Source organism: Paenalcaligenes niemegkensis, from assembly GCF_022230885.1.
Classification (GTDB): Bacteria; Pseudomonadota; Gammaproteobacteria; order Burkholderiales; family Burkholderiaceae_B; genus Paenalcaligenes; species Paenalcaligenes niemegkensis.
On record NZ_JAKGCT010000001.1, the window covers coordinates 185,134 to 205,088 of the forward strand.

Here is a 19,955-nt window from a genome sequence, read left to right on the forward strand (position 1 = left end):
TGTGGATTTATTCGGGGCGTTGACCCGCAAGGCAAACCCAGCCTTCGCGCTCGTCCCATGCTTTCAATGTCAGCCAAGGTGCATAGGCGTCAATCATCTCTTGGGTTTGCCATTCAAGAATGCCCGACAGTACCAGCCAGCCATTTGGCGCGACTCGATTACAAAGCATGGAAGCCATTACTTTTAAAGGGCCAGACAAAATATTTGCTACGACTACATCGTAAGTGCCGTCTTCAAGTTCATCCGGCAAGGTAGCGTTAAGAACCGCACGGTTCATGCCTGCATTATATTGCGTCGCCAGCACCGCCTGTTCGTCAATATCGACAGCACGCACAGATTGTGCGCCCAGTTTTTTAGCAGCAATCGCCAAAATTCCCGATCCACAACCGTAATCCAGTACATGGCTGTTGTTGGGTAAATGGCTGGATAGCCATTTCAAGCATAAATGCGTGGTGGGATGGCTTCCAGTGCCAAAGGCAAGGCCGGGGTCAAGCTCGATGCGGACAAGGCCCGAGGCAGTGTTTTCAGTATCCGCAACAGAAGGAAGCTCGGGATCGTCGCGATGCCAGCTAGGAACGATCAGCACACGCTCGCCAACCTTCATCGGCCCAAACTGGGCCTGGGTCAGACGTACCCAGTCGTTGTCGGGCACGTCGCGGATTTCCCAGTGGCCATCTGAAATATCAGCGATATCCCATTCGCGCAACTGACGTATCATCACCTCGGGGATAGAGTCGTCTGGCAATAATGCGACTACCCGATTACGCCTCCAGGCAAATACATCAGGCTCAAGGCCTGGTTCGCCAAACAGGGGCTGTTCGTTTTCGGTATGCTCATCAGCATCTTCAACCGATACGGACAATACACCTAACTCAAGCAGAGCATCCGACAGGCTTTCAGCCTGTTGCTCATCACAATGAAGCACCAGTTCACGCATGTTTAAATTCCATAAAAGAAAACAGGGGATGAACCCCTGTTTTCTATTTTAACGCCATGTCGTATTAAGGACGCTGTGCTAATTTTTCTTCCAGGTAATGAATACTGGTTCCACCTTCGCGAAAACGTGCATCTTGCATGAGTTCCCGATGAAGCGGAATGTTTGTACTGATACCTTCAACAATCATTTCAGATAAGGCGATAGCCATACGGGCAATGGCCTGGTCCCGGGTCTCGCCATAGGAAATCAGCTTGGCGATCATGGAGTCGTAGTTTGAGGGCACCGTGTAGCCTGCATAGACATGCGAGTCCATACGAATACCTGGTCCACCCGGCGTATGCCATTTAATGATCTTACCCGGGCTAGGCGTAAACTTGAAAGCATCCTCAGCATTAATGCGACACTCGATTGAGTGGCCATTAAAGCGGATATCACGCTGGCGCAGGGTGAATTTCTCGCCTGCAGCAACCTTAATCTGCTCTTGGATCAGGTCAATGCCAGTGATCATTTCAGTGATCGTGTGTTCAACCTGAATACGCGTATTCATCTCGATAAAGAAGAATTCACCGTTTTCGTAGAGGAACTCGAATGTGCCGGCCCCGCGATAACCCAGCTTGCGGCAGGCTTCAACACAACGATCGCCAATACGTTCAATCAGTTTACGCGCGATGCCGGGAGCGGGTGCTTCTTCGATGACCTTCTGGTGACGCCGCTGCATTGAGCAGTCTCGCTCCCCAGCCATACCGCATTGCGCCCACCGTCGGCCATTACCTGAATTTCAATGTGACGCGGGTTTTCGAGATACTTTTCCATGTAGAGCTCGGGATTGTTAAACGCTGCTTCAGCTTCTGCACGCGTGGTCGCGACAGCCGTTAACAATGCGCCTTCCGTGAAGACGACGCGCATACCGCGGCCGCCGCCTCCGCCAGATGCTTTTACAATGACCGGATAGCCGATATCGCGTGCGATCTTGATGATCTCGTCGGGGTCATCAGGAAGTGCGCCCGCAGAGCCAGGCACGACCGGTATACCGGCTTCGATCATGGTTTTCTTGGCTGTAACCTTGTCACCCATAAGACGGATGGTTTCTGGTCGAGGGCCAATGAAGACAAAACCACTTTTCTCTACACGTTCAGCAAAATCAGCGTTCTCGGCTAAAAAACCATAGCCCGGATGAATGGCTTCAGCATCAGTGACTTCTGCGGCTGAAATAATGGCAGGCATGCTCAGGTAGCTGTCACGCGCGGGAGCCGGTCCGATACATACAGACTCATCAGCCAAGCGTACGTACTTGGCTTCGCGATCAGCTTCTGAGTGAACCACAACCGTCTTGATGCCCATTTCGCGACAAGCGCGTTGGATACGCAGGGCAATTTCACCCCGGTTAGCGATTAGGATCTTTTCAAACATGAAATTAGCCGATCACAAATAAAGGTTGACCAAACTCGACAGGCTCGCCGTTTTCGATCAGAATTTCTTTAACAATACCCGACTTGTCTGCTTCAATTTCGTTGAGCAGTTTCATCGCTTCGATAATGCACAGGGCATCGCCTTCTTTGACCGCTTGGCCAACTTCGACAAAAGGCGCCGCGCCGGGGTTAGGCGCACGGTAGAAAGTACCGACCATAGGGGCTTTAACAGCGTGCCCTGCAGGAGCAACGGGAGCCGCTGGCGCCGCATCGGCTACCGGAGCTGCCGATGGAGCGGCCGCGACCGGCTGAGGCGCTGCTGCATAAACCATTTGTTGCGGCTCTGGAGAGGACTTAACAATCCGAACCTTACCATCCCCTTCAGTGACTTCGAGTTCGGAAATGTCGGACTCTGCTACCAGGTCGATAAGGGTTTTAAGTTTTCTGAGATCCATGCATGCTTCCTGCCGCACCGCTCCAATCAAGATATCGAGTCGGTGCTATAAAGAAATTGGTCAAATTGGAAAGGTATTGCAAAGCCTACTGTGCAAGTGCAAAGCGCAACGCCGCTTCGTAACCATAAGCACCCAGACCCACAATAACGCCCTTTGCTATCGCCGACAAATAAGAGTGATGACGAAAGGTTTCCCGCTGATATACATTTGAAAGGTGTACTTCGACGAAAGGTATACGTACCGCTGCCAATGCATCACGGATCGCCACACTCGTATGAGTATAGGCACCCGCGTTAATAATGATGTAGTCGGTATTGTCGCGAGCTGAAGCTTGAATTCGATCGACAAGCTCGCCTTCGTGATTGCTTTGATAGGCCAGGCACTGTGCACCCGACGCCGATGCCACGACCTGTAAATGCTCGTTGATATCCGCCAGCGTCTGATGTCCATAGACATCAGGCTCGCGCGTACCGAGCAAATTCAGGTTAGGGCCATGCAGCACCAGTATGTTTTGCGCCATGTTTATGTATTTCGTGAAGACAGACCGCCTTTTTACGCCAAAAAACGGCTGTTGTCTATAAAAGCCACTTTAGAAAGGTCATTGAGTTTCGCACATATTCGGTACGATTAGCCATATTTAAGCCTTGATTAGCTGCTAATAACAAGCACCAGGCGTGAGACTAAGGCTTCACAGCGAAGACAATTTCGCCTGGAGATCGTCAGCACTAATCTGCCCCAGGATTCGATGCACTATTCGCCCGTTGCGATTAAAAACCACCGTAAAAGGCAAACCACCTTTTTTATTTCCCAGATTTCGCATGTGCTCCACCCCCGCATGGCCCGCAATCAATACCGGGTACTGCACGGGTACTTTTTTCAAAAATTTCTCGACATTGCGAGACGTATCTACAGCTAGTCCTAAAAAACCAATCTCTGGAAACTGCTGGCTTAATACGTCAAGATCGGGCATTTCTTCTACACACGGAGCACACCATGTAGCCCAAAAGTTCAGCACAACTGGCTTACCCAAGTAAGATGACAGAGGCTGCTCGTCACCGGCAAGGTCTTTGAAAGACAGTCCAAAAAAAGGATCGGCTGGCAAAAAGCTCGCACTGGAAATTGGTGTAAAGCCAGAAACGCCCAGCACGAATGCGGTGCTGAGGCCCTGACGCAAGAAACTGCGGCGACTCATACTTCGACCCGAAAAAAACATAGTTGGTGCATCATAGCATCGCTATTAATAGCCCTTTTTACGCCTTAGCTAAATATCTGACTAAAATGGCTGCCGGAGGATTGTCATGCACATACATATATTAGGCATCTGCGGCACATTTATGGGCGGTCTCGCCGTAATTGCACGTTCGGCAGGTTTAACGGTTACAGGTTGCGATGCGGGGGTGTATCCGCCCATGAGCACTCAGCTTGAGGAACAAGGCATCACTCTTATAGAGGGCTTTGACGCAGAGCAGGTTTCACTACAGCCTGATTTATTTGTGGTAGGGAATGTTGTATCGCGTGGAAATCCCCTGATGGAAGAAATCCTGCGCCAGGGCCTGCCCTATATTTCGGGACCGCAATGGTTGGGTGAACATATTTTGCAGGGTCAGCATGTGATTGCGGTGGCGGGAACTCACGGTAAAACCACCACCAGCTCAATGCTGGCCTGGATTCTGGAATACGCAGGCTTAAAACCAAACTTCCTGATCGGTGGAATTGCCCCGGACCTGGGCTTGTCTGCCCGCTATGATCCTGCTCAAAAACTATTTGTTATTGAAGCCGACGAGTACGATACGGCGTTTTTTGACAAGCGCTCGAAGTTTGTACACTATCGGCCTCGTACCGCCATACTGAACAACCTCGAATTTGATCATGCCGATATCTTTACTGATTTGGCTGCCATCCAGACCCAGTTTCACCATTTGGTACGCACCATCCCCGACACTGGCCGCATTATCAAGCCCAGCGATGACCCCAACATTGATAGCGCACTGGCGCAAGGCTGCTGGACACCAACGGTCAGTGTGGGCCCTGACGGTGACTGGCAAGCGGTTGAATCCGAAGCCGGGACGCTCCAAGTTATGCACGCCAGGAAAACCGTTGCTACCATAGCGTGGAACTTAAGCGGTACTCACAATACTCATAATGCACTAGCGGCGCTCGCAGCAGCGGATGTGTTCGGCGTCTCCGCGGCTGTGGCGTGTGACGCCCTTTCGAACTTCAAGGGCATCAAGCGCCGCATGGAGTTACGCGGCGAGGCTGCGGGTGTTAAGGTGTACGACGATTTCGCCCACCACCCTACCGCCATCGCCCTTACATTAGAGGGTGTACGCAAACGCATAGGCAGCAAGCGTATCCTGGCAGTCCTTGAGCCGCGCTCTAATACAATGAAGCTGGGTGCCATGGCCAAACGGCTGCCCGAGGCCCTGAGTGAGGCTGATTTGTGTTTTTGCTTTGGTGAGCAGGAAGGCAAGCATGCCTTAGGCTGGGATGCCGCTGAGGTACTCGCGCCTATGGGAGACAGGGCAACAGCTTGGCATGATCTGGATGCCATGGTGAGTGCGATCGTCGCACAGGCCCAACAGGGTGACCACATCATCGTAATGAGTAATGGCAGCTTTGGCGGTGTTCACCTAAAGTTATTGGATGCGTTGGCAACAACTGCCACGTTATAAAATGGCTATTCTATGATTTTATACTTGCACGGCTTTCGCTCTTCTCCCGCTTCATACAAGGCCCGATCGCTGGCGGCAGCTTTCCAGGGCCTGGGGCTTGAGCACGAGTGGGTATGTCCGCAATTGCCTGCCAGCCCTGCAGAGTCCATTGCTTTATGCCAGCAGCTAATTACCCGGCATCAGCGCCATAATGCTCAGTCAGAGCTCATACTGATCGGCTCGTCGCTCGGTGGCTACTATGCCAATTTTTTGGCGGAACACTATCAGGCGCGCTGCGTTTTACTAAACCCTGTCGTGTATGCCGCTCGCGACCTTATGCAACATGTTGGCGAACACGAGCATTACCACAGCGACACGCCTTTTTATTTTCTCAACTATTACCTTGACGAACTGGCTGCCCTGGCCACACCCAGACCCGCCGATCCGCAACGCTACTACCTGTTGGCTTGCACCGGCGACGAAGTCCTAGACTGGGAAGAAATGGCTACCTGGTATGAAGGCAGCCAAGGACGAATTATCGAGGGTGGCGATCACAGCATTTCTGATTTCGCCTCTTTTCAACCAGAAATCATCGACTTTGTGCTAGGTGCCAAGGGCGCGCACAACTCACGCTAAGCAGAACACTCCACCGGCAGGGCTGTATACCGCCTAGCCGGAACCCTATGGGAACTTTATGTACGTCCTCTTCGAAGACAGCGGTAAATTTAAAGCCGAAAAAATATTCTCTGACTCAGACAGCACCATGCAGGTTGAGTCAGCCAGTGGCAAACGCAGCAAAATCAAGAAGAACACCGTATTTTTCGAGTTTGAGCAGCCCGAACCTGCCCAGCTTCTGGAAAAGGCAGAAGAGCTGGCTCAAACGCTGGATATCGACTTCTTATGGGAATGCGCTCCTCAAGACGAATTCCAGGCAACCGAATTTGCTGCCGACTACTTCGGCCATGCACCTAATGCAGTAGAAAAAACCGGCGTCATTTTTGCGCTGCATGCTGCGCCCGCTTATTTCCATCGTCGCGGCCGGGGCTTGTATCGCCCTGCCCCTCCTGAGATATTACAGGCGGCACTTGCTGCGATAGAAAAAAACGCCTGCAAGAGCTCAAGCAACAGACATGGACACAAGCCATGCTGGATGGCGAGCTTCCTGCAGAAATTGCAGCGGTTGCCGACACTCTTTTAATATCGCCAGATAAGAACACCCTGGAGTGGAAGGCCTTTGACTCCGCCGTTACCCAGTCTGGTCTCAGCCCTGAAAAACTTTTGCTCAAGCTAAACGCCTGGTCAAGTCCCCTGGCCCTGCATCGCCACCGTTTTCTGTCCCAGTACTTTCCGCGGGGCATCGATTTCCCCCTGTCTCCCTGGAAGAGTATGGCAGCGATCTGCCCTTGGCCGATGTCGCAGCCTATTCAGTAGACGACGCCAGCACCATCGAAATCGACGATGCATTATCTGTGTCCATGCTCGACGAAGATCGAGTTCGCGTTGGCATACACATAGCCACACCCGGCCTTGCCGTCCAGCGCGATAATGAGTTCGACGAACTGGCGCGCAAACGCATGTCCACCGTGTACATGCCCGGCCAAAAAATCCCCATGCTGCCCCACGAGTTCGTTGAGCGCTTTTCATTGGTTGAGGGCAAGGAGCGCCCGGCCTTATCGTTATATGTTGAAGGTAGCCTAAGCACAGGTGAGATCTTCAGCACCGTGACCAGGCTTGAACGCATCAACGTAGTTAAAAATATTGTTCAATGCGAACTTGACCCTTTTGTCACCATAGAATCGCTCGAAGACGCTTCCGTCGATCTACCTTATGCAGAGTGGTTGCGTCCCCTGTGGCAATTCTCCAGAAAGCTGGCCGAAAAACGCGAAGAGGTTCGTGGCAAGCCCGAATACAACAACCGTGTTGAATACGCCTTTGAGCTACAAGGCCCGGCAGATGACCCCGATAGCGTGCTGAATCTGATTCCACGTGTACGCAATGCTCCACTGGGGCTGCTGACGGCTGAGTATATGATTTTGGCCAATAGCTCTTGGGGCGGTCTTTTGGCACAGCACGGGGTTCCAGGCATCTACCGCTCGCAGCAAGCCATGCGTACTCGTATGTCCACGCACCCTGCGCCCCATGAAAGTATTGGCGTACCGCAATATTCATGGTCTACCTCGCCGTTGCGCCGCTATGTCGATCTGGTCAACCAATGGCAAATCATCGCCGCGGCCGAGCATGGTGTGTCTGCCCGCCTGGTGGCGCCCTTTAAGCCTAAAGACGCCGATCTGTATGCCATTATCGGTGCCTTCGACGCCCAGTATTCCGCCTGGAACGATTTTCAAAACACCATAGAACGATACTGGTGCCTACGCTGGCTACAACAACAGAACATTAGCCGCGTTGAAGCCACCGTCATCAAGGAAGATCTGGTGCGCTTTAATAATGCGCCGCTGGTTACGCGCGTGGGCGGAATGGGTGAATTACCGCGAGGACAAGTCGTGCTTCTGGACATACTGGGCATGGACGAACTCAGTCTGGACATCGACTGCCGTCTCCACGAGGTAGTCGAGACACCCGTTTCCTGATCATGCTGACTCTGCCCTCTTCATCCTGGTTCCGCCGCCAACGCGACTACTTGTGGTGGGCAGTAGCCATTTCAGCGGCGCTTCATGCCGGTGTTGCCTGGTGGTGGCCCACAGCAACGTCTACGCCCGATCAGAACGCCTCCGTTGATGTCGCCCTGCTTAATTTCAGCACCGAGTCAGCGCCTCTCCAGGCCCGGCTACTGGCGCAATGGCAAGCGGATGGCGGAGGCGAAGATACCCAGGGCCTACGAAGCTCCCCGGTTCCGGCTACAGATATGCCCACACCAGATCAATTGGTATTGATCGCGTTGCAAAAACGACAGGTACAACTTGAGCAGCAGCAACAGCAATTGCTCCACCAGCTGGAGTCAGAGTGGGACACCCGGCCCCATCAGCAGGCGGTTGAAGAGCACAATGAACACTCGCAGGATCAGCAAGAAGACTGGCAATTAGCACAGACTCCCTCCACCCAGCACTCGCTGCATGCATTACGCTCGTCAATTCAACGGTATAACCAGCAACCTCGCTATATATTTGAAGGTCCTTCGGCACATCAATCCCCGGCAGCCAGCTACATCGAGAGCTGGCGAGCCAAAATTGAAGCGCTGGGAACCGAGCTCTATCCTGAGCAAGCACGAGGCCGACGCTCCGGTACCGTGCAATTGACGGTATATATACGCCATGACGGATCTCTTGAAAAAATCGCTATTCATCAAGGCGCTGAAGACCCCTTGTTTACAATAACTGCCCAACGTGTTGTCAATCTTGCGGCGCCTTTTGCTCCTTTTCCACCAGAACTTGCCAAACAAGGTGATGTGCTCGCGATCACGCGCACCTGGAACTTTAATCAGCAATTGTTAATTACCGAATCACCATGAGTACCTCGCAAAAACGATACGCCGTTATAGGCAACCCCATTTCGCATAGTCGTTCGCCTTCCATCCACCAAGCCTTTGCCAGGCAGTGCGGCATCAACTTAGTGTATGAGCGGATTCTGGCACCTGTGGATGCCTTCACTACCTATGCTGAGCGATTCTTTGAACAAGGAGGCCTGGGGCTAAATGTCACTGTGCCATTCAAGGAGGATGCCTACCACCTGGCCCGGTCGAATCTTTCGGCGCGCGCTCAACTGGCTGCTGCCGTCAATACCCTGTGGGTCGATGACGGTGTCATTCATGGATGCAATAGCGATGGTATGGGGCTGCTCAGTGATTTATTGCGGCTGGGCTTTAACCCGGAGAAAAGCCGCGTGCTCATGGTCGGGGCAGGTGGCGCCGCTCGCGGCTGCCTGCTTCCCGTGCTGGAGGCGCAATGCAAAGAACTACGTGTACTCAATCGCACTCCTGAACGGGCGAGGCTCCTGGTGGCCGACTTATTGGCTTTCCGGCCTGAATATCGCTCGCGACTTAGCGCAGGCTCACTCAATGACCTGGATGGTGTATGGGACATTGTCATCAATGCCACCTCTGCCAGTCTTTCAAGCCAGGCTCCTTCATTGGAAGGGCTGCAGTTTAGCGAACGCTCGCTCGCTTATGACATGGTCTATGGCTCCGAACCCACTGCTTTTATGACACAGAGCCGTGCTTTGGGGGCAGGCTGCCAGGCTGACGGGCTGGGCATGCTGGTGGGGCAGGCAGCCATCAGTTTCCAAATATGGCATGGTGTACTTCCGGAAACCGATGCGGTCCTCGATGAGCTAAGGAACGTCTTAAAGGTCAGCTAATGGTACAGGCCCTACCCTCTCGACGCGTAAACAGGCGTAAAGTTGTAGCTGTATTAATCCTGTTTCCCTTAATACTTCTGCTGTTATACCAACTGATGTTATTTGTAATGGTGTGCTGGTATAGCGTGCAGAACCCGCGATCAAGTGCTTTTATGCGTCACGCTATCGCAGAACTTCGGGCAGAAGACCCCAAAGCCGCCATCCGGCATAAGTGGGTAGACTATGAGCACATCAGCAATCATCTGAAACGGGCTGTCATCGCGTCAGAAGACGCGAACTTTATGATGCACACAGGCGTCGAGTGGGAAGCTATACGACAGGCACTGGCGTACAACCGCAAGCAGGCAGGTCAGGGTTCGGCTCGCCGGCGTGGCGGATCAACCATTACCCAGCAATTGGCAAAAAATCTGTTTCTTTCAGAGTCGCGAAGCTATTTCCGCAAAGGCCAGGAGCTGGCACTTACCTACATGATTGAATCCGTCATGAGCAAAGAGCGTATTCTTGAACTGTACCTGAACGTGGCTCAGTGGGGGAAACCCCTTTGGCGCAGAAGCCGCAGCACGCCATTACTTTAAGGTCAGTGCAGGGCAGCTAAGTACGCGGCAGGCGGCTAATCTGGCAGCGATGCTTCCAAACCCTACTTTTTATGATAAAAACCGATCAACCTCGTACTTACGCTCCCGTACCTCTACAATTCAGCAACGGATGCGCCAGGTCGCTATACCCTAACGTTTTTATCGCCTAACCCTGTTATGCGTTAATTTTTCAAGAACTCTGCTTACGTACTGCTTTATCTTATGCGCACAGCTCGCCGCTATCTTGCTTCAGAAATCTATCGTTCAAGCGCCGTTGTGCTCTTGGCACTGCTGGGGCTGTTTACCTTTTTGCGTTGATCGAAGAGCTGGACAAAGTAAATGATAGCTTCACGCTGATCAATCTGTTTTATTTGGAAGCCCTCCAATTACCGACCCGGCTTTACGAGCTACTGCCTATCGGACTCTTAATTGGTGCCGTTCTGGCTTTGGCTGGGCTGGCCCAGCGCAACGAACTGGTAATTTTACGAGTGTCTGGCGTAAGCGGCCTGGGGTTACTCGGTATGCTGTGGCTCATCACCATCCCGCTGATGGCAGGGGCCTTTCTGCTGTCCGAATATGTGGCGCCAGCAGCCGAGATCAAGTCCAGTGAAGCCAGCCTGTCGCTGCTGGGCCGATCAGGAGGCGGAAGGCTGAACAGCGGCTACTGGTTCAAAGAGAACACTGTCACCAATGGCACACGTATCATCAATATCGCCAGCCTTCAGGGAAGCGGTAACGTAAGTGATATTTCGGTACTGGAGTTCAGGGAAGGCCAGGAACTGGCGTCAATGATTCAAGCACCCTCAGGTACGTTTCAGGCCGGTGGACTCACACTCAACGACGTGTCGGTGATCAACATCGATAAAAAAGCTATCGAAGCACTCGACAACGCCCAAGCGCCCGAGCAGCCCCTTACCGTGCTTAGCAATCCTGCCACGCTGGTCATCACCACCTCTCTGACCGCCGAACGTCTGATCGCGCGCATACTGACTCCCGAACGCATGTCTGCATCAGATCTGTGGGATTACATCGGATACCTGAAGGCGAATCATCTTCAAGCCGACCGCCAGTTGGTCGCCCTGTGGCGTAAGGTGGCATATCCTTTCACCCTTTTAGTGATGATGACCATCGCCGCGCCTATCAGCTTTCTGCAAACCCGCCGAGGCGGTGTGGGAACCAAGGTTTTTGCAGGGATCTTAATAGGTGTAGGCTTTTTCATGGCCAATCAGATGGCCTTGAACGTTGGCACCCTTAGTAAATGGGCACCGTGGGTCACCGCTTTAGGCCCTAACCTGATTGCTCTCGCAGCTGCCTTGATTGCACTGCTGCTCATGGAGAATCAGCATTTATTCAAACGTAGGCAAACCAGAATTTCGGCGACCTGAATGACATACACACAGAAACACGCTCCAGTGTGGGTAATTGGAGATGTGCAAGGCTGCTTCGATAGTCTAAAGGCATTGCTGGAACACCCCGAACTGACGCAAGACCCAAGCGCCAAATTTTGCTTTGCCGGCGACCTTATCAACCGAGGCCCTGAGTCATTAGCTTGCTTGCGTCACATAAAAAGCCTGGGCGATAAGGCCATCAGCCTGTTGGGTAATCATGACATTCATTTATTGGGCCTGGCCGCTGGTGTGCGCAAGCTCGGGAAGTCAGATACAGCCCAGGAAATACTGAACGCTCCTGATCGTGATGAGCTTATTGAATGGCTGCGGCATCGCCCCCTAAGTACTGTCTTGCATGAGCATCTTATTGTGCACGCCGGGGTCGCTCCCGAATGGACAACACAGCGCTGCCTTGAACTCTCGTCGGAAGTTGAAAGCATTCTGCAAGGGGCCAACTGGAAACATCAGGTAGGCGAGCTCTTTGGCAATTTACCGGATCGATGGAGCGATGATCTCAAGGGCGCAGACCGCCACAGAGCCGTTATCAACGCCCTCACCCGCATGCGCGCCTGCTACAGCGATGGCCGCATGAACTTCGCCCACAAGGGCGCTCCTGATGGCCTGGAAGGACACACCGCCTGGTACGACATGCCGCAACGACAACCCACCCTTCCGGTCGTATTCGGACACTGGTCTACGCTGGGATTGTTTGTCAGCGAGGACGCGGTCTGCCTTGATACTGGCTGCGTGTGGGGTGGTCAGCTCAGTGCCATGCGACTGCCCGACCGCCGTATTGTGCAAGTCAATAGTCAGGAACCTGCGCCACTGACTCCAGGCGCAAAAAAACCATGGGCTAAGGCTGCTCTACCGCTTGACGCACAGCCTGATAGGCAAGATCTGCACAATTACTGCGGCCAATTGCTGCACATTGCCCTGCAGGAATACGATCCAGAAACTCGCACTCAACACTGACGCCGCGACTGGACAGCAAAGTCCACAGGTTTCCCATCAAGCTCTGATCGCCAACAAAAGCAAAACGCACAGTGCGTTCGCCATGCTGATAAAAACGCAGGGCTACAGGCTGAATATCAACATTGCCTGCAATGGCTGCTTCAAACAGGCCTGCATGAAAGGGTCGTACATTAAGCCCCTCTGAAGTCGTGCTTTCAGGGAAGAGCCCAACGGCTTCGCCCCGTCTGAAACGCTGGTCCATCTGCTGGCTTACCCCTTTTATGGCGTGACGCTGAGACCGTTCAATGAACACGGTCCCGGCACCAGCCACCAGCCAGCCAATGACCGGCCAGTGACGAATATCGCTTTTTGCGACAAAGCAGGTCGCACGAACCCGATTCAGCACAAATATATCCAGCCAGGAAATATGGTTAGCTACCCAAAGCACCGCCCCTACCCTCGCAGGCTCGCCGATCACGCGGGTTTGCACACCGCACAGCAGCATTAGCAATGAAGAGCAATGCCTCACCATCCATTGCCTCGCCTTCGGCCCCATGAGAGGTAGCAGGCAAGCAACCGAAAAAAGGCCAACCAGCAGCCACAACAGCATCCAGATCGCACGCCAGCAAAAACGTAATATGCTCAAGACTTACTCGCCATGTTTTATTTTTTATTAAGGTGTTGGCAAGTCCGCCTGCGTATCCAGCCAACGCTGTAATATCACGGCTGCCGCTACAGCATCGTCGTCATCGTTATTAGCCAGAATGTCCTGCGCTTCAATACTGGAGCCGCGTTCATCCACCAGCTCAACATCGAGCCCGTAGCGCCCATACAATTGATTGGCAAAGCGCCTGCACCGCATTGAAGCGTACTGTTCGCCGCCTTCGGTGGTAAGCGGCAGGCCTACAATAATTTTATCGGGCTGCCACTCGTGGATCAAAAGTGAAATCGCCTCAAAACGCTGCTGTCTGGTTACGGGCTTGAGAATACATAAGGGACGGGCGTGACAGGTCAGGGTATTGCCTATAGCCACGCCAATCTTTTTCAAGCCGTAATCAAAGGCTAAAAGGGTTAACTCAGGCATGCCCTGCCGAACCAGTGAGCATGATAGGATCAATACCCAATTGCGCCAAGGCCGCCTGATATCGCTCGGAGGCTGGTACGCTAAACAAGATATCGTTATTGGACTCTACATGCAGCCACGCGTTTTGCGCCATCTCTTCTTCGAGCTGACCCGCCCCCCAACCCGCATAGCCCAATGTAATAAGCAGTTGCTCTGGACCTGCTCCTGCTGCGACCTCTTGCAAGACATCGCGTGAAGTCGTCAGCGCTACGTCTCCAAGGCCGATGCTTGAATTGTATTGTCCAACGGGTGCATGCAAAACAAAGCCCCGATCGGTTTGCACGGGTCCGCCAAAAAAACAGCCTCTTTTTGACGCACACCAATCTCAAGCGATAACTCGAGCTCGATACGTTCAAGCAAGCCACCCACAGTAAGGTCAGTAGGCCGATTAATGACCACCCCCAGGGCACCGTTCTCGTTGTGCTCGCAAATATAGATAACGGTATCAGCAAGACTGCCAGACACCATGCCTGGCATTGCTACTAAAAGCTGTCTTGAAAAATCGACTCGTACCGGCGCTCCAGACAGATTATCTTGATTAGTCATGTCATGTTCTCCGTGAGTCCTGACGAAATTAGTTTCGTCGGCAATTAAACCTCGATCAGCTCGAAGTCTTCTTTACGAGCGCCACATTCGGGGCAAACCCAGTTAGGAGGGACATCTTCCCATAAGGTACCGGGAGCAATCCCCTCTTCAGGCAAGCCTGTCTCTTCATCATATATCCAACCACAGATAAGACACATCCATGTACGCATAACTCTAATACTCACACTAAAAATACACAGGATCCCCTAGAAGTAGGCAATCCATTAAAATGGGGTCAATATTACTAAACCCTGCGCCAATCTGGCGCCTTTTATCGAAGTTTCACTTCTTTTTGACAAAATGGCCGATGATTTGCTGAGTTCTACACCACCAATGGTGCTTATTTTTGGCCCACTTGACCCGACCGGTGCCTCGCACATGCTAGCCGATGCGGTTAGCTGTGCCCGTTTAGGCACCCACGCTTTAGGCGTTACCACTGCCATACATACCCAAGATACCACCGCTGTCGAGCACATCAATCTGGTTTCGCCGGAACATATGCACGATCAAACGCGTTGCCTGCTTGAGGATATGCATGTCAGCGCTATCAAGGCGGGTCCCCTTTATACCGCAGAATCAGCTAGCGTCTTGGCACAGGTTGCGGCAGATTATATTACAGTACCACTTGTACTACAGTTGCAATCGCTGCCTGATGACGAGCTCATCAGCGCTGAAATTGATCCTGAGGACGTCATCGATGCGCTATGTCAGCTGGTATTGCCGCAATCAGACCTGGTTGTAGTTGATCGCACCTTGCTCGAACGATGGAAAGCCGAGACTTACCTTGACGAGGATCTTGACGTGTATCAATCTATTCTGAATTTCGGTGCCAACTGGGTCCTTAGTGCAGAACTGGCCGCCGACGGCCAGCCCGCCCAATATGTGTTGCTAGGACAAGACGGTTCACGCCAGCAGTGGCCCGCCTCTACCCTTCCCCATCGCTTGCATGACACGAAGGCAACTCTTAGCTGCGCGGTCGCCGCCCTGATGGCCAGGCAACTGAGCTTGCCTGAAGCAATAGAGCAAGCTATTGTTTTCACAGAACAAAGTGCCCAACGTAACTTCCAGGCTGGAATGGGCCTACGTATACTCAATCAAAGTAAATCATGACCACTACCTTACGGTTTCCTTCCGGCCTATATGGCATCACTCCTGAATGGGATGATACTGACCGCCTGTTAAAAGCAGTATCCGAGGCTCATCGCGGCGGCATGACGGTGTTGCAATGGCGGCGCAAGTTAGCCGCGCCCGCGCTGGCAACAGCGCAGTTGAACGAGCTGCTCGCCTTGTGCCGCGAACTTTCTTTGCCGCTGCTCATTAATGACGGGTGGAAGGTGGCTCTCGCGGTAGCTGCTGATGGCGCTCACCTGGGGCGTGATGACGGTGACCTTGCCGAGGCCCGTGCAGTCTTAAGTCCGCCCAGGTATGTGGGTGCCTCTTGCTACGACCAGCCAGAGCTGGCGCGACTCGCCCTGGAAAAGAACGTAGATTATGTGGCTTTTGGCGCGATGTTCAGCTCTAGCGTGAAACCCGATGCCGTTCGCGCGCTGCCCGAGCACTTGCAGCAAGGCCGTGCGCTATGCCAGGCTTTCGCTCATGACAACAGGCGTGCCGCTGTGGTGGCCATTGGAGGCATAACGCCTGAAAATGCCCTAGAGGTCATTCAGGCAGGCGCTGACAGCATTGCCGTGATCAGCAGCTTGTTTGAAGCGCCTGACATTTACGAGCGAGCCCGGCAATTCAACCGCTTGTTTACGGCGGCACACTAAAACATCGTCGCGACTACGGCAGTTTCTGACAACTTGCCTATCGACTTATCTTTTTCTGGATTTTTATTTTCATGACTAGCAACTCTGAATTATTTGATCGTGCCTGCCGCCATATCCCCGGTGGTGTAAATTCTCCCGTACGCGCCTTTGGTTCGGTCGGCGGCGTGCCCAAGTTCATTCAGCGTGCCCAGGGCCCTTGGGTCTGGGATGCCGAGGACACTCAATACATCGACTATGTGGGCTCCTGGGGTCCTGCCATTCTGGGGCACGCCCACCCTGATGTCGTTAAGGCAGTGCAAGACAGTGCGGTCAACGGCTTGTCATTTGGCGCCCCTACTGCAGGTGAAGTCGAATTAGCCGAGTTAATCTGTTCTCTTCTGCCTTCTATCGAGAAAGTCCGGCTTGTCAGCTCTGGCACCGAAGCCACAATGAGCGCTATTCGACTGGCGCGAGGGTACACAGGCCGCAACAAAATCATCAAATTCGAGGGTTGCTATCACGGCCATGCTGATAGCCTGCTGGTTAAAGCCGGCTCCGGATTGCTGACTTTCGGAAACCCCACTTCAGCGGGCGTTCCTGCCGAGTTTATTCAGCATACGCTAGTCTTGAATTTCAACGACATCGCTGGTGTTAAAGCCGCCTTTGCTGAACATGCCGACGAGATCGCCTGCGTCATTGTTGAGCCTATCGCCGGCAATATGAACTTAATCAAACCCGTAGCTGGCTTCCTGGAAACCTTGCGTGAAGAATGTACAAAACACGGGTCAGTTCTGATTTTTGATGAAGTGATGACCGGCTTTCGTGCCGGGCCAAAAGGTGTACAAGGCCTCAGTGGCATTCGGCCTGATCTGACCACCCTGGCCAAAGTCATAGGCGGTGGGATGCCGGTAGGCGCTTTTGGGGGCGCGCTGACATCATGGACAAGATCGCGCCTTTAGGCAGCGTCTACCAGGCAGGAACCTTATCAGGTAATCCCGTGGCCGTAGCCGCTGGCTTGTGTACCCTGAAACTGCTTCAGGAGCCTGAACTGTACGAAAAGCTCAGCAAGCAAACCGCCAATCTGGCGGCAGGGCTAGAAGAGCGGGCAAAAGCAGCCGGACACCAATTCAGCAGCGACAGCGTCGGGGGCATGTTCGGCTTTTACTTCCGGGATACCGTACCCACATCGTTTACAGAAGTTGGCAACAGCGATACCGAAAAATTCAATCGCTTCTTTCATGGCATGCTTAACGAGGGCGTCTACTTTGCCCCCTCTGCCTACGAGGCAAGCTTTGTTTCTATCGCCCACGACGATAAAACCATAAGCCAAACCCTGGACGCGGCTGAACGCGTGTTCAAAACACTATAGGTCTCCCCTTGCTGACCACCCACGCTTAACAAGTGTGGGGGTCTTGTTAAATTACCCTTCAGTTCGCCCTGATCAACCTAATCAGCAATATTGAAGTTAAGAAAGTCCCCGCTATAAAAAAGCCTTTTATTAAAAACTTATTATCTGACTTAAGCATATTGCCTACTACTAAAGTCTTATACGTTTAAAAGACCGAGGATATCGTCCAGCAACAAAAGGCGAGACAAGGTCCAGAACAACTTTAAAAAACACAGCCTAAGTATTCTTATCCCAGTGCCAATGCCACAAAGAGAAAGCACGGCCCTTTCCTTCATACAGACATTGCCTGCATACAATAACAATAGAATTCATATTGTTATTTCTAATATAAAAACAAACAAATAAATAAAACCAATAAGGCGAATTCAATTTAACTTGATAATTCGCAATGTATAAATGTCGCTATCTATAATAGAATTACTTTATAAAGCTAATGTATGCAGAGCCTGAGCCCATACGGTTAAGGTTTAAATTTTCACGGTACATAAATTTTGGGCGTCCAATGAACATGCACGATATCCCCCTCGCCACTGAGCTTCGTGATCTACCCGATCTCGAAAGCCGTGTGGGTCCAGCCGACCACCACGATCTACATCTCTGGCTCCGTCTACTTAGTTGCAGCAACCTGATCCAAAACGAAATCCGCAGCCGATTACGCACCGAGTTTCAAACCACACTGCCTCGCTTTGATCTGCTGGCCCAATTACAGCGTGCCAAGGGCGGAATGAAAATGAGCGAGCTGTCTCGCCACATGATGGTCACCAATGGCAATATCACCGGCATTACTGACCAGCTTGAAAAAGACGGCCTGGTCGAACGTGTCAAGGTCGCTTCTGATCGCCGAAGCTCTCTCATCCGCCTAACGCCAAAAGGCAGGCGTCATTACAAGAAAATGGCAACCGCGCACGAGTCCTGGATACAATCCCTGTTTGCCCCGGTATCTGACTCATCACGTCAGCAGCTATTCGACAGCCTGGGCGAACTCAAGCTAATGGCTCGGCTGTTTAAGTCCACAGCGGCACTCTAAAAAAGCCCATCCCGCTTCACCACCTTATTGAAAACGAAAAATCAGAGCATGCATGTCATTGCCCAATGACATCATCAAAGCAGGTATTATTAATGCTTATTTTGATTCTTTCCGCATTCACAGGTGTGCTATGGCTGTTAATCTGCAAATCCCCGCCGAATCCGAGGTTTTTCCGGTGGCTGGTGTAGAAATTGGAATTACCTCTGCTGGTATTCGCAAGGCGAATCACCCCGACCTCACGGTGTTCTACCTGGCCAAAAACACGGCGGTGGCCGGGGTGTTTACCACCAACCGTTTTCGAGCGGCTCCGGTGCAGGTCTGCGAGGCAAACTTAAGCTCCGACACTGAAACTCGTGCTCTGGTCGTGAATACCGGCAATGCAAATGCCGCCACCGGCGAGCCAGGCATACTTGCTGCGCGTCTCTCCTGTAACGAACTCGCCAAACTACTTGATTTGCGCCCCTCACAAGTTTTGCCATTTTCAACTGGCGTCATTCTTGAACCGCTTCCTGTAGAAAAGCTGGTTAACAGCCTGCCAGCCGCCGTTGAAAACCTGGGGTCAAACAACTGGTTTGCAGCGGCGCACAGCATCATGACTACTGATACACAGCCCAAAATTCACTCACACCAGTTCAAGCTGGGCTCTACAGTCACCACCATTACCGGCATCAGTAAAGGTGCAGGCATGATTAAACCCAACATGGCAACCATGCTGGGCTATGTGGCCACCGATGCGGGCGTCGCCCCAGAGCTGCTCAAGGAAATGACGCGATCTATCGCAAATCTGTCGTTTAACCGCATTACGGTCGATGGCGATACCTCCACCAACGACTCTTTCATCATTATGGCAACCGGCCAAAACGGTGTGTACATTGACTCGGTTGCCAGTCCGCATTACCCGGTACTTTACGATGCGCTTGCCAGCGCTGCCCGCGATCTCGCCCAAAAAATTGTTCGCGATGCCGAAGGTGCGACTAAATTCATTACCGTACAGGTAGAAGAAGCGGCAACCAATGCCGAGGCAGTAAAAGTCGCTTACGCCGTCGCACAATCGCCGCTGGTCAAAACCGCGTTTTATGCTTCAGACCCTAATCTGGGCCGCATTCTGTGCGCCGTAGGCTATGCGGGCATCGCCGATCTGGATACCTCCACGTTACGAATGTGGCTAGGTGATGTACTGGTATCCGTCGATGGCGGACGCAATCCTGCCTACCAAGAGGCCGATGGCCAGCGCGTCATGCAAGAGGCAGAAATCGTCGTGCGTATTGCGCTGGGTCGCGGCACCCATAGCGACACGGTCTACACCTGCGACTTTTCTCACGAGTATGTAACCATTAACGCCGATTACCGCTCATAGTCGCCGCTTAATTTCTAAGTAGTTACCCCG

The 19,955-nt window shown here is 52.5% G+C and carries 16 protein-coding genes and 6 pseudogenes; 13 read left to right on the forward strand and 9 right to left on the reverse strand.

Annotated elements, in window-relative coordinates; translation table 11 throughout:
- Positions 1 to 7: 7 nt before the first annotated feature.
- The 5 genes and pseudogenes from prmA to L1889_RS00935 all read right to left on the reverse strand — a co-directional run bounded on the left by prmA (position 8) and on the right by L1889_RS00935 (position 3,993).
- Entirely contained in the window at positions 8 to 937 is a 930-nt protein-coding gene (gene prmA, locus L1889_RS00910) for a 50S ribosomal protein L11 methyltransferase (protein WP_238663476.1), read from the reverse strand.
- Between the two features lie 64 nt (positions 938 to 1,001).
- A pseudogene (gene accC, locus L1889_RS18660) lies at positions 1,002 to 2,347 on the reverse strand (acetyl-CoA carboxylase biotin carboxylase subunit).
- A gap of 4 nt (positions 2,348 to 2,351) precedes the next feature.
- Complete coding sequence (accB, locus tag L1889_RS00925) at positions 2,352 to 2,801, reverse strand: acetyl-CoA carboxylase biotin carboxyl carrier protein (protein ID WP_238663479.1); 450 nt, start codon at positions 2,799 to 2,801, stop codon at positions 2,352 to 2,354.
- 85 nt (positions 2,802 to 2,886) lie between these two features.
- Positions 2,887 to 3,321, reverse strand: a complete 435-nt coding sequence (gene aroQ / locus L1889_RS00930) for a type II 3-dehydroquinate dehydratase (RefSeq protein ID WP_238663480.1) — start codon at positions 3,319 to 3,321, stop codon at positions 2,887 to 2,889.
- A 168-nt stretch (positions 3,322 to 3,489) separates the two neighbouring features.
- Positions 3,490 to 3,993 carry a TlpA family protein disulfide reductase gene (locus L1889_RS00935; RefSeq protein WP_238663481.1) on the reverse strand — a complete coding sequence of 168 codons (504 nt, stop codon included), beginning with the start codon at positions 3,991 to 3,993 and terminating at the stop codon, positions 3,490 to 3,492.
- A 106-nt stretch (positions 3,994 to 4,099) separates the two neighbouring features.
- Here L1889_RS00935 and mpl point away from each other — a divergent pair, with 106 nt between their 5' ends.
- The 8 genes and pseudogenes from mpl (at position 4,100) to L1889_RS00975 (ending at position 12,698) form a co-directional block, all read left to right on the forward strand.
- A complete protein-coding gene (gene mpl, locus L1889_RS00940) occupies positions 4,100 to 5,473 on the forward strand; it encodes a UDP-N-acetylmuramate:L-alanyl-gamma-D-glutamyl-meso-diaminopimelate ligase (RefSeq protein ID WP_238663482.1) in 1,374 nt (457 codons plus the stop codon).
- A gap of 12 nt (positions 5,474 to 5,485) precedes the next feature.
- Complete coding sequence (locus L1889_RS00945; protein ID WP_238663483.1) at positions 5,486 to 6,088, forward strand: YqiA/YcfP family alpha/beta fold hydrolase; 603 nt, start codon at positions 5,486 to 5,488, stop codon at positions 6,086 to 6,088.
- Positions 6,089 to 6,146: 58 nt separating this feature from the next.
- Positions 6,147 to 8,040: pseudogene (locus L1889_RS00950) on the forward strand (ribonuclease catalytic domain-containing protein).
- Positions 8,041 to 8,042: 2 nt separating this feature from the next.
- Complete coding sequence (locus L1889_RS00955; protein ID WP_238663484.1) at positions 8,043 to 8,918, forward strand: TonB family protein; 876 nt, start codon at positions 8,043 to 8,045, stop codon at positions 8,916 to 8,918.
- Entirely contained in the window at positions 8,909 to 9,763 is an 855-nt protein-coding gene (gene aroE / locus L1889_RS00960; protein WP_238663621.1) for a shikimate dehydrogenase, read from the forward strand. The genes L1889_RS00955 and aroE overlap by 10 nt, the downstream gene beginning before the upstream one ends.
- Positions 9,763 to 10,492, forward strand: a pseudogene (mtgA, locus tag L1889_RS00965) (monofunctional biosynthetic peptidoglycan transglycosylase). Before aroE ends, mtgA begins: the two are co-directional and overlap by 1 nt.
- Before the next feature lie 68 nt (positions 10,493 to 10,560).
- A pseudogene (gene lptG, locus L1889_RS00970) lies at positions 10,561 to 11,723 on the forward strand (LPS export ABC transporter permease LptG).
- Positions 11,724 to 12,698, forward strand: a complete 975-nt coding sequence (locus L1889_RS00975; RefSeq protein WP_308217574.1) for a symmetrical bis(5'-nucleosyl)-tetraphosphatase — start codon at positions 11,724 to 11,726, stop codon at positions 12,696 to 12,698.
- On the opposite strand, the gene L1889_RS00980 is transcribed toward L1889_RS00975, so the two are convergent.
- From L1889_RS00980 to L1889_RS00995, 4 genes and pseudogenes are all read right to left on the reverse strand, one after another.
- Positions 12,580 to 13,323 (reverse strand): lysophospholipid acyltransferase family protein, encoded by a 744-nt coding sequence (locus L1889_RS00980; protein ID WP_238663485.1) that lies wholly within the window; start codon positions 13,321 to 13,323, stop codon positions 12,580 to 12,582. The genes L1889_RS00975 and L1889_RS00980 overlap by 119 nt on opposite strands.
- Before the next feature lie 27 nt (positions 13,324 to 13,350).
- Complete coding sequence (gene ruvX / locus L1889_RS00985; RefSeq protein WP_238663486.1) at positions 13,351 to 13,761, reverse strand: Holliday junction resolvase RuvX; 411 nt, start codon at positions 13,759 to 13,761, stop codon at positions 13,351 to 13,353.
- Positions 13,754 to 14,346 (reverse strand): annotated as a pseudogene (locus tag L1889_RS19410) (YqgE/AlgH family protein). Before L1889_RS19410 ends, ruvX begins: the two are co-directional and overlap by 8 nt.
- 44 nt (positions 14,347 to 14,390) lie before the next feature.
- The gene (locus L1889_RS00995) at positions 14,391 to 14,555 is read right to left on the reverse strand and encodes a rubredoxin (RefSeq protein WP_128355303.1); all 165 of its coding nucleotides are present in this window, start codon (positions 14,553 to 14,555) and stop codon (positions 14,391 to 14,393) included.
- Between the two features lie 142 nt (positions 14,556 to 14,697).
- Here L1889_RS00995 and thiD point away from each other — a divergent pair, with 142 nt between their 5' ends.
- The 5 genes and pseudogenes from thiD to argJ all read left to right on the forward strand — a co-directional run bounded on the left by thiD (position 14,698) and on the right by argJ (position 19,925).
- On the forward strand, positions 14,698 to 15,495 hold the full coding sequence (gene thiD / locus L1889_RS01000; protein WP_238663487.1) for a bifunctional hydroxymethylpyrimidine kinase/phosphomethylpyrimidine kinase: 798 nt from the start codon (positions 14,698 to 14,700) through the stop codon (positions 15,493 to 15,495).
- The gene (gene thiE / locus L1889_RS01005; RefSeq protein WP_238663488.1) at positions 15,492 to 16,154 is read left to right on the forward strand and encodes a thiamine phosphate synthase; all 663 of its coding nucleotides are present in this window, start codon (positions 15,492 to 15,494) and stop codon (positions 16,152 to 16,154) included. Before thiD ends, thiE begins: the two co-directional genes overlap by 4 nt.
- Before the next feature lie 71 nt (positions 16,155 to 16,225).
- A pseudogene (gene hemL, locus L1889_RS01010) lies at positions 16,226 to 17,502 on the forward strand (glutamate-1-semialdehyde 2,1-aminomutase).
- A 541-nt stretch (positions 17,503 to 18,043) separates the two neighbouring features.
- Positions 18,044 to 18,568, forward strand: a complete 525-nt coding sequence (locus tag L1889_RS01015) for a MarR family winged helix-turn-helix transcriptional regulator (RefSeq protein ID WP_238663489.1) — start codon at positions 18,044 to 18,046, stop codon at positions 18,566 to 18,568.
- Positions 18,569 to 18,698: 130 nt separating this feature from the next.
- A complete protein-coding gene (argJ, locus tag L1889_RS01020; protein WP_238663622.1) occupies positions 18,699 to 19,925 on the forward strand; it encodes a bifunctional glutamate N-acetyltransferase/amino-acid acetyltransferase ArgJ in 1,227 nt (408 codons plus the stop codon).
- Positions 19,926 to 19,955: the final 30 nt, after the last annotated feature.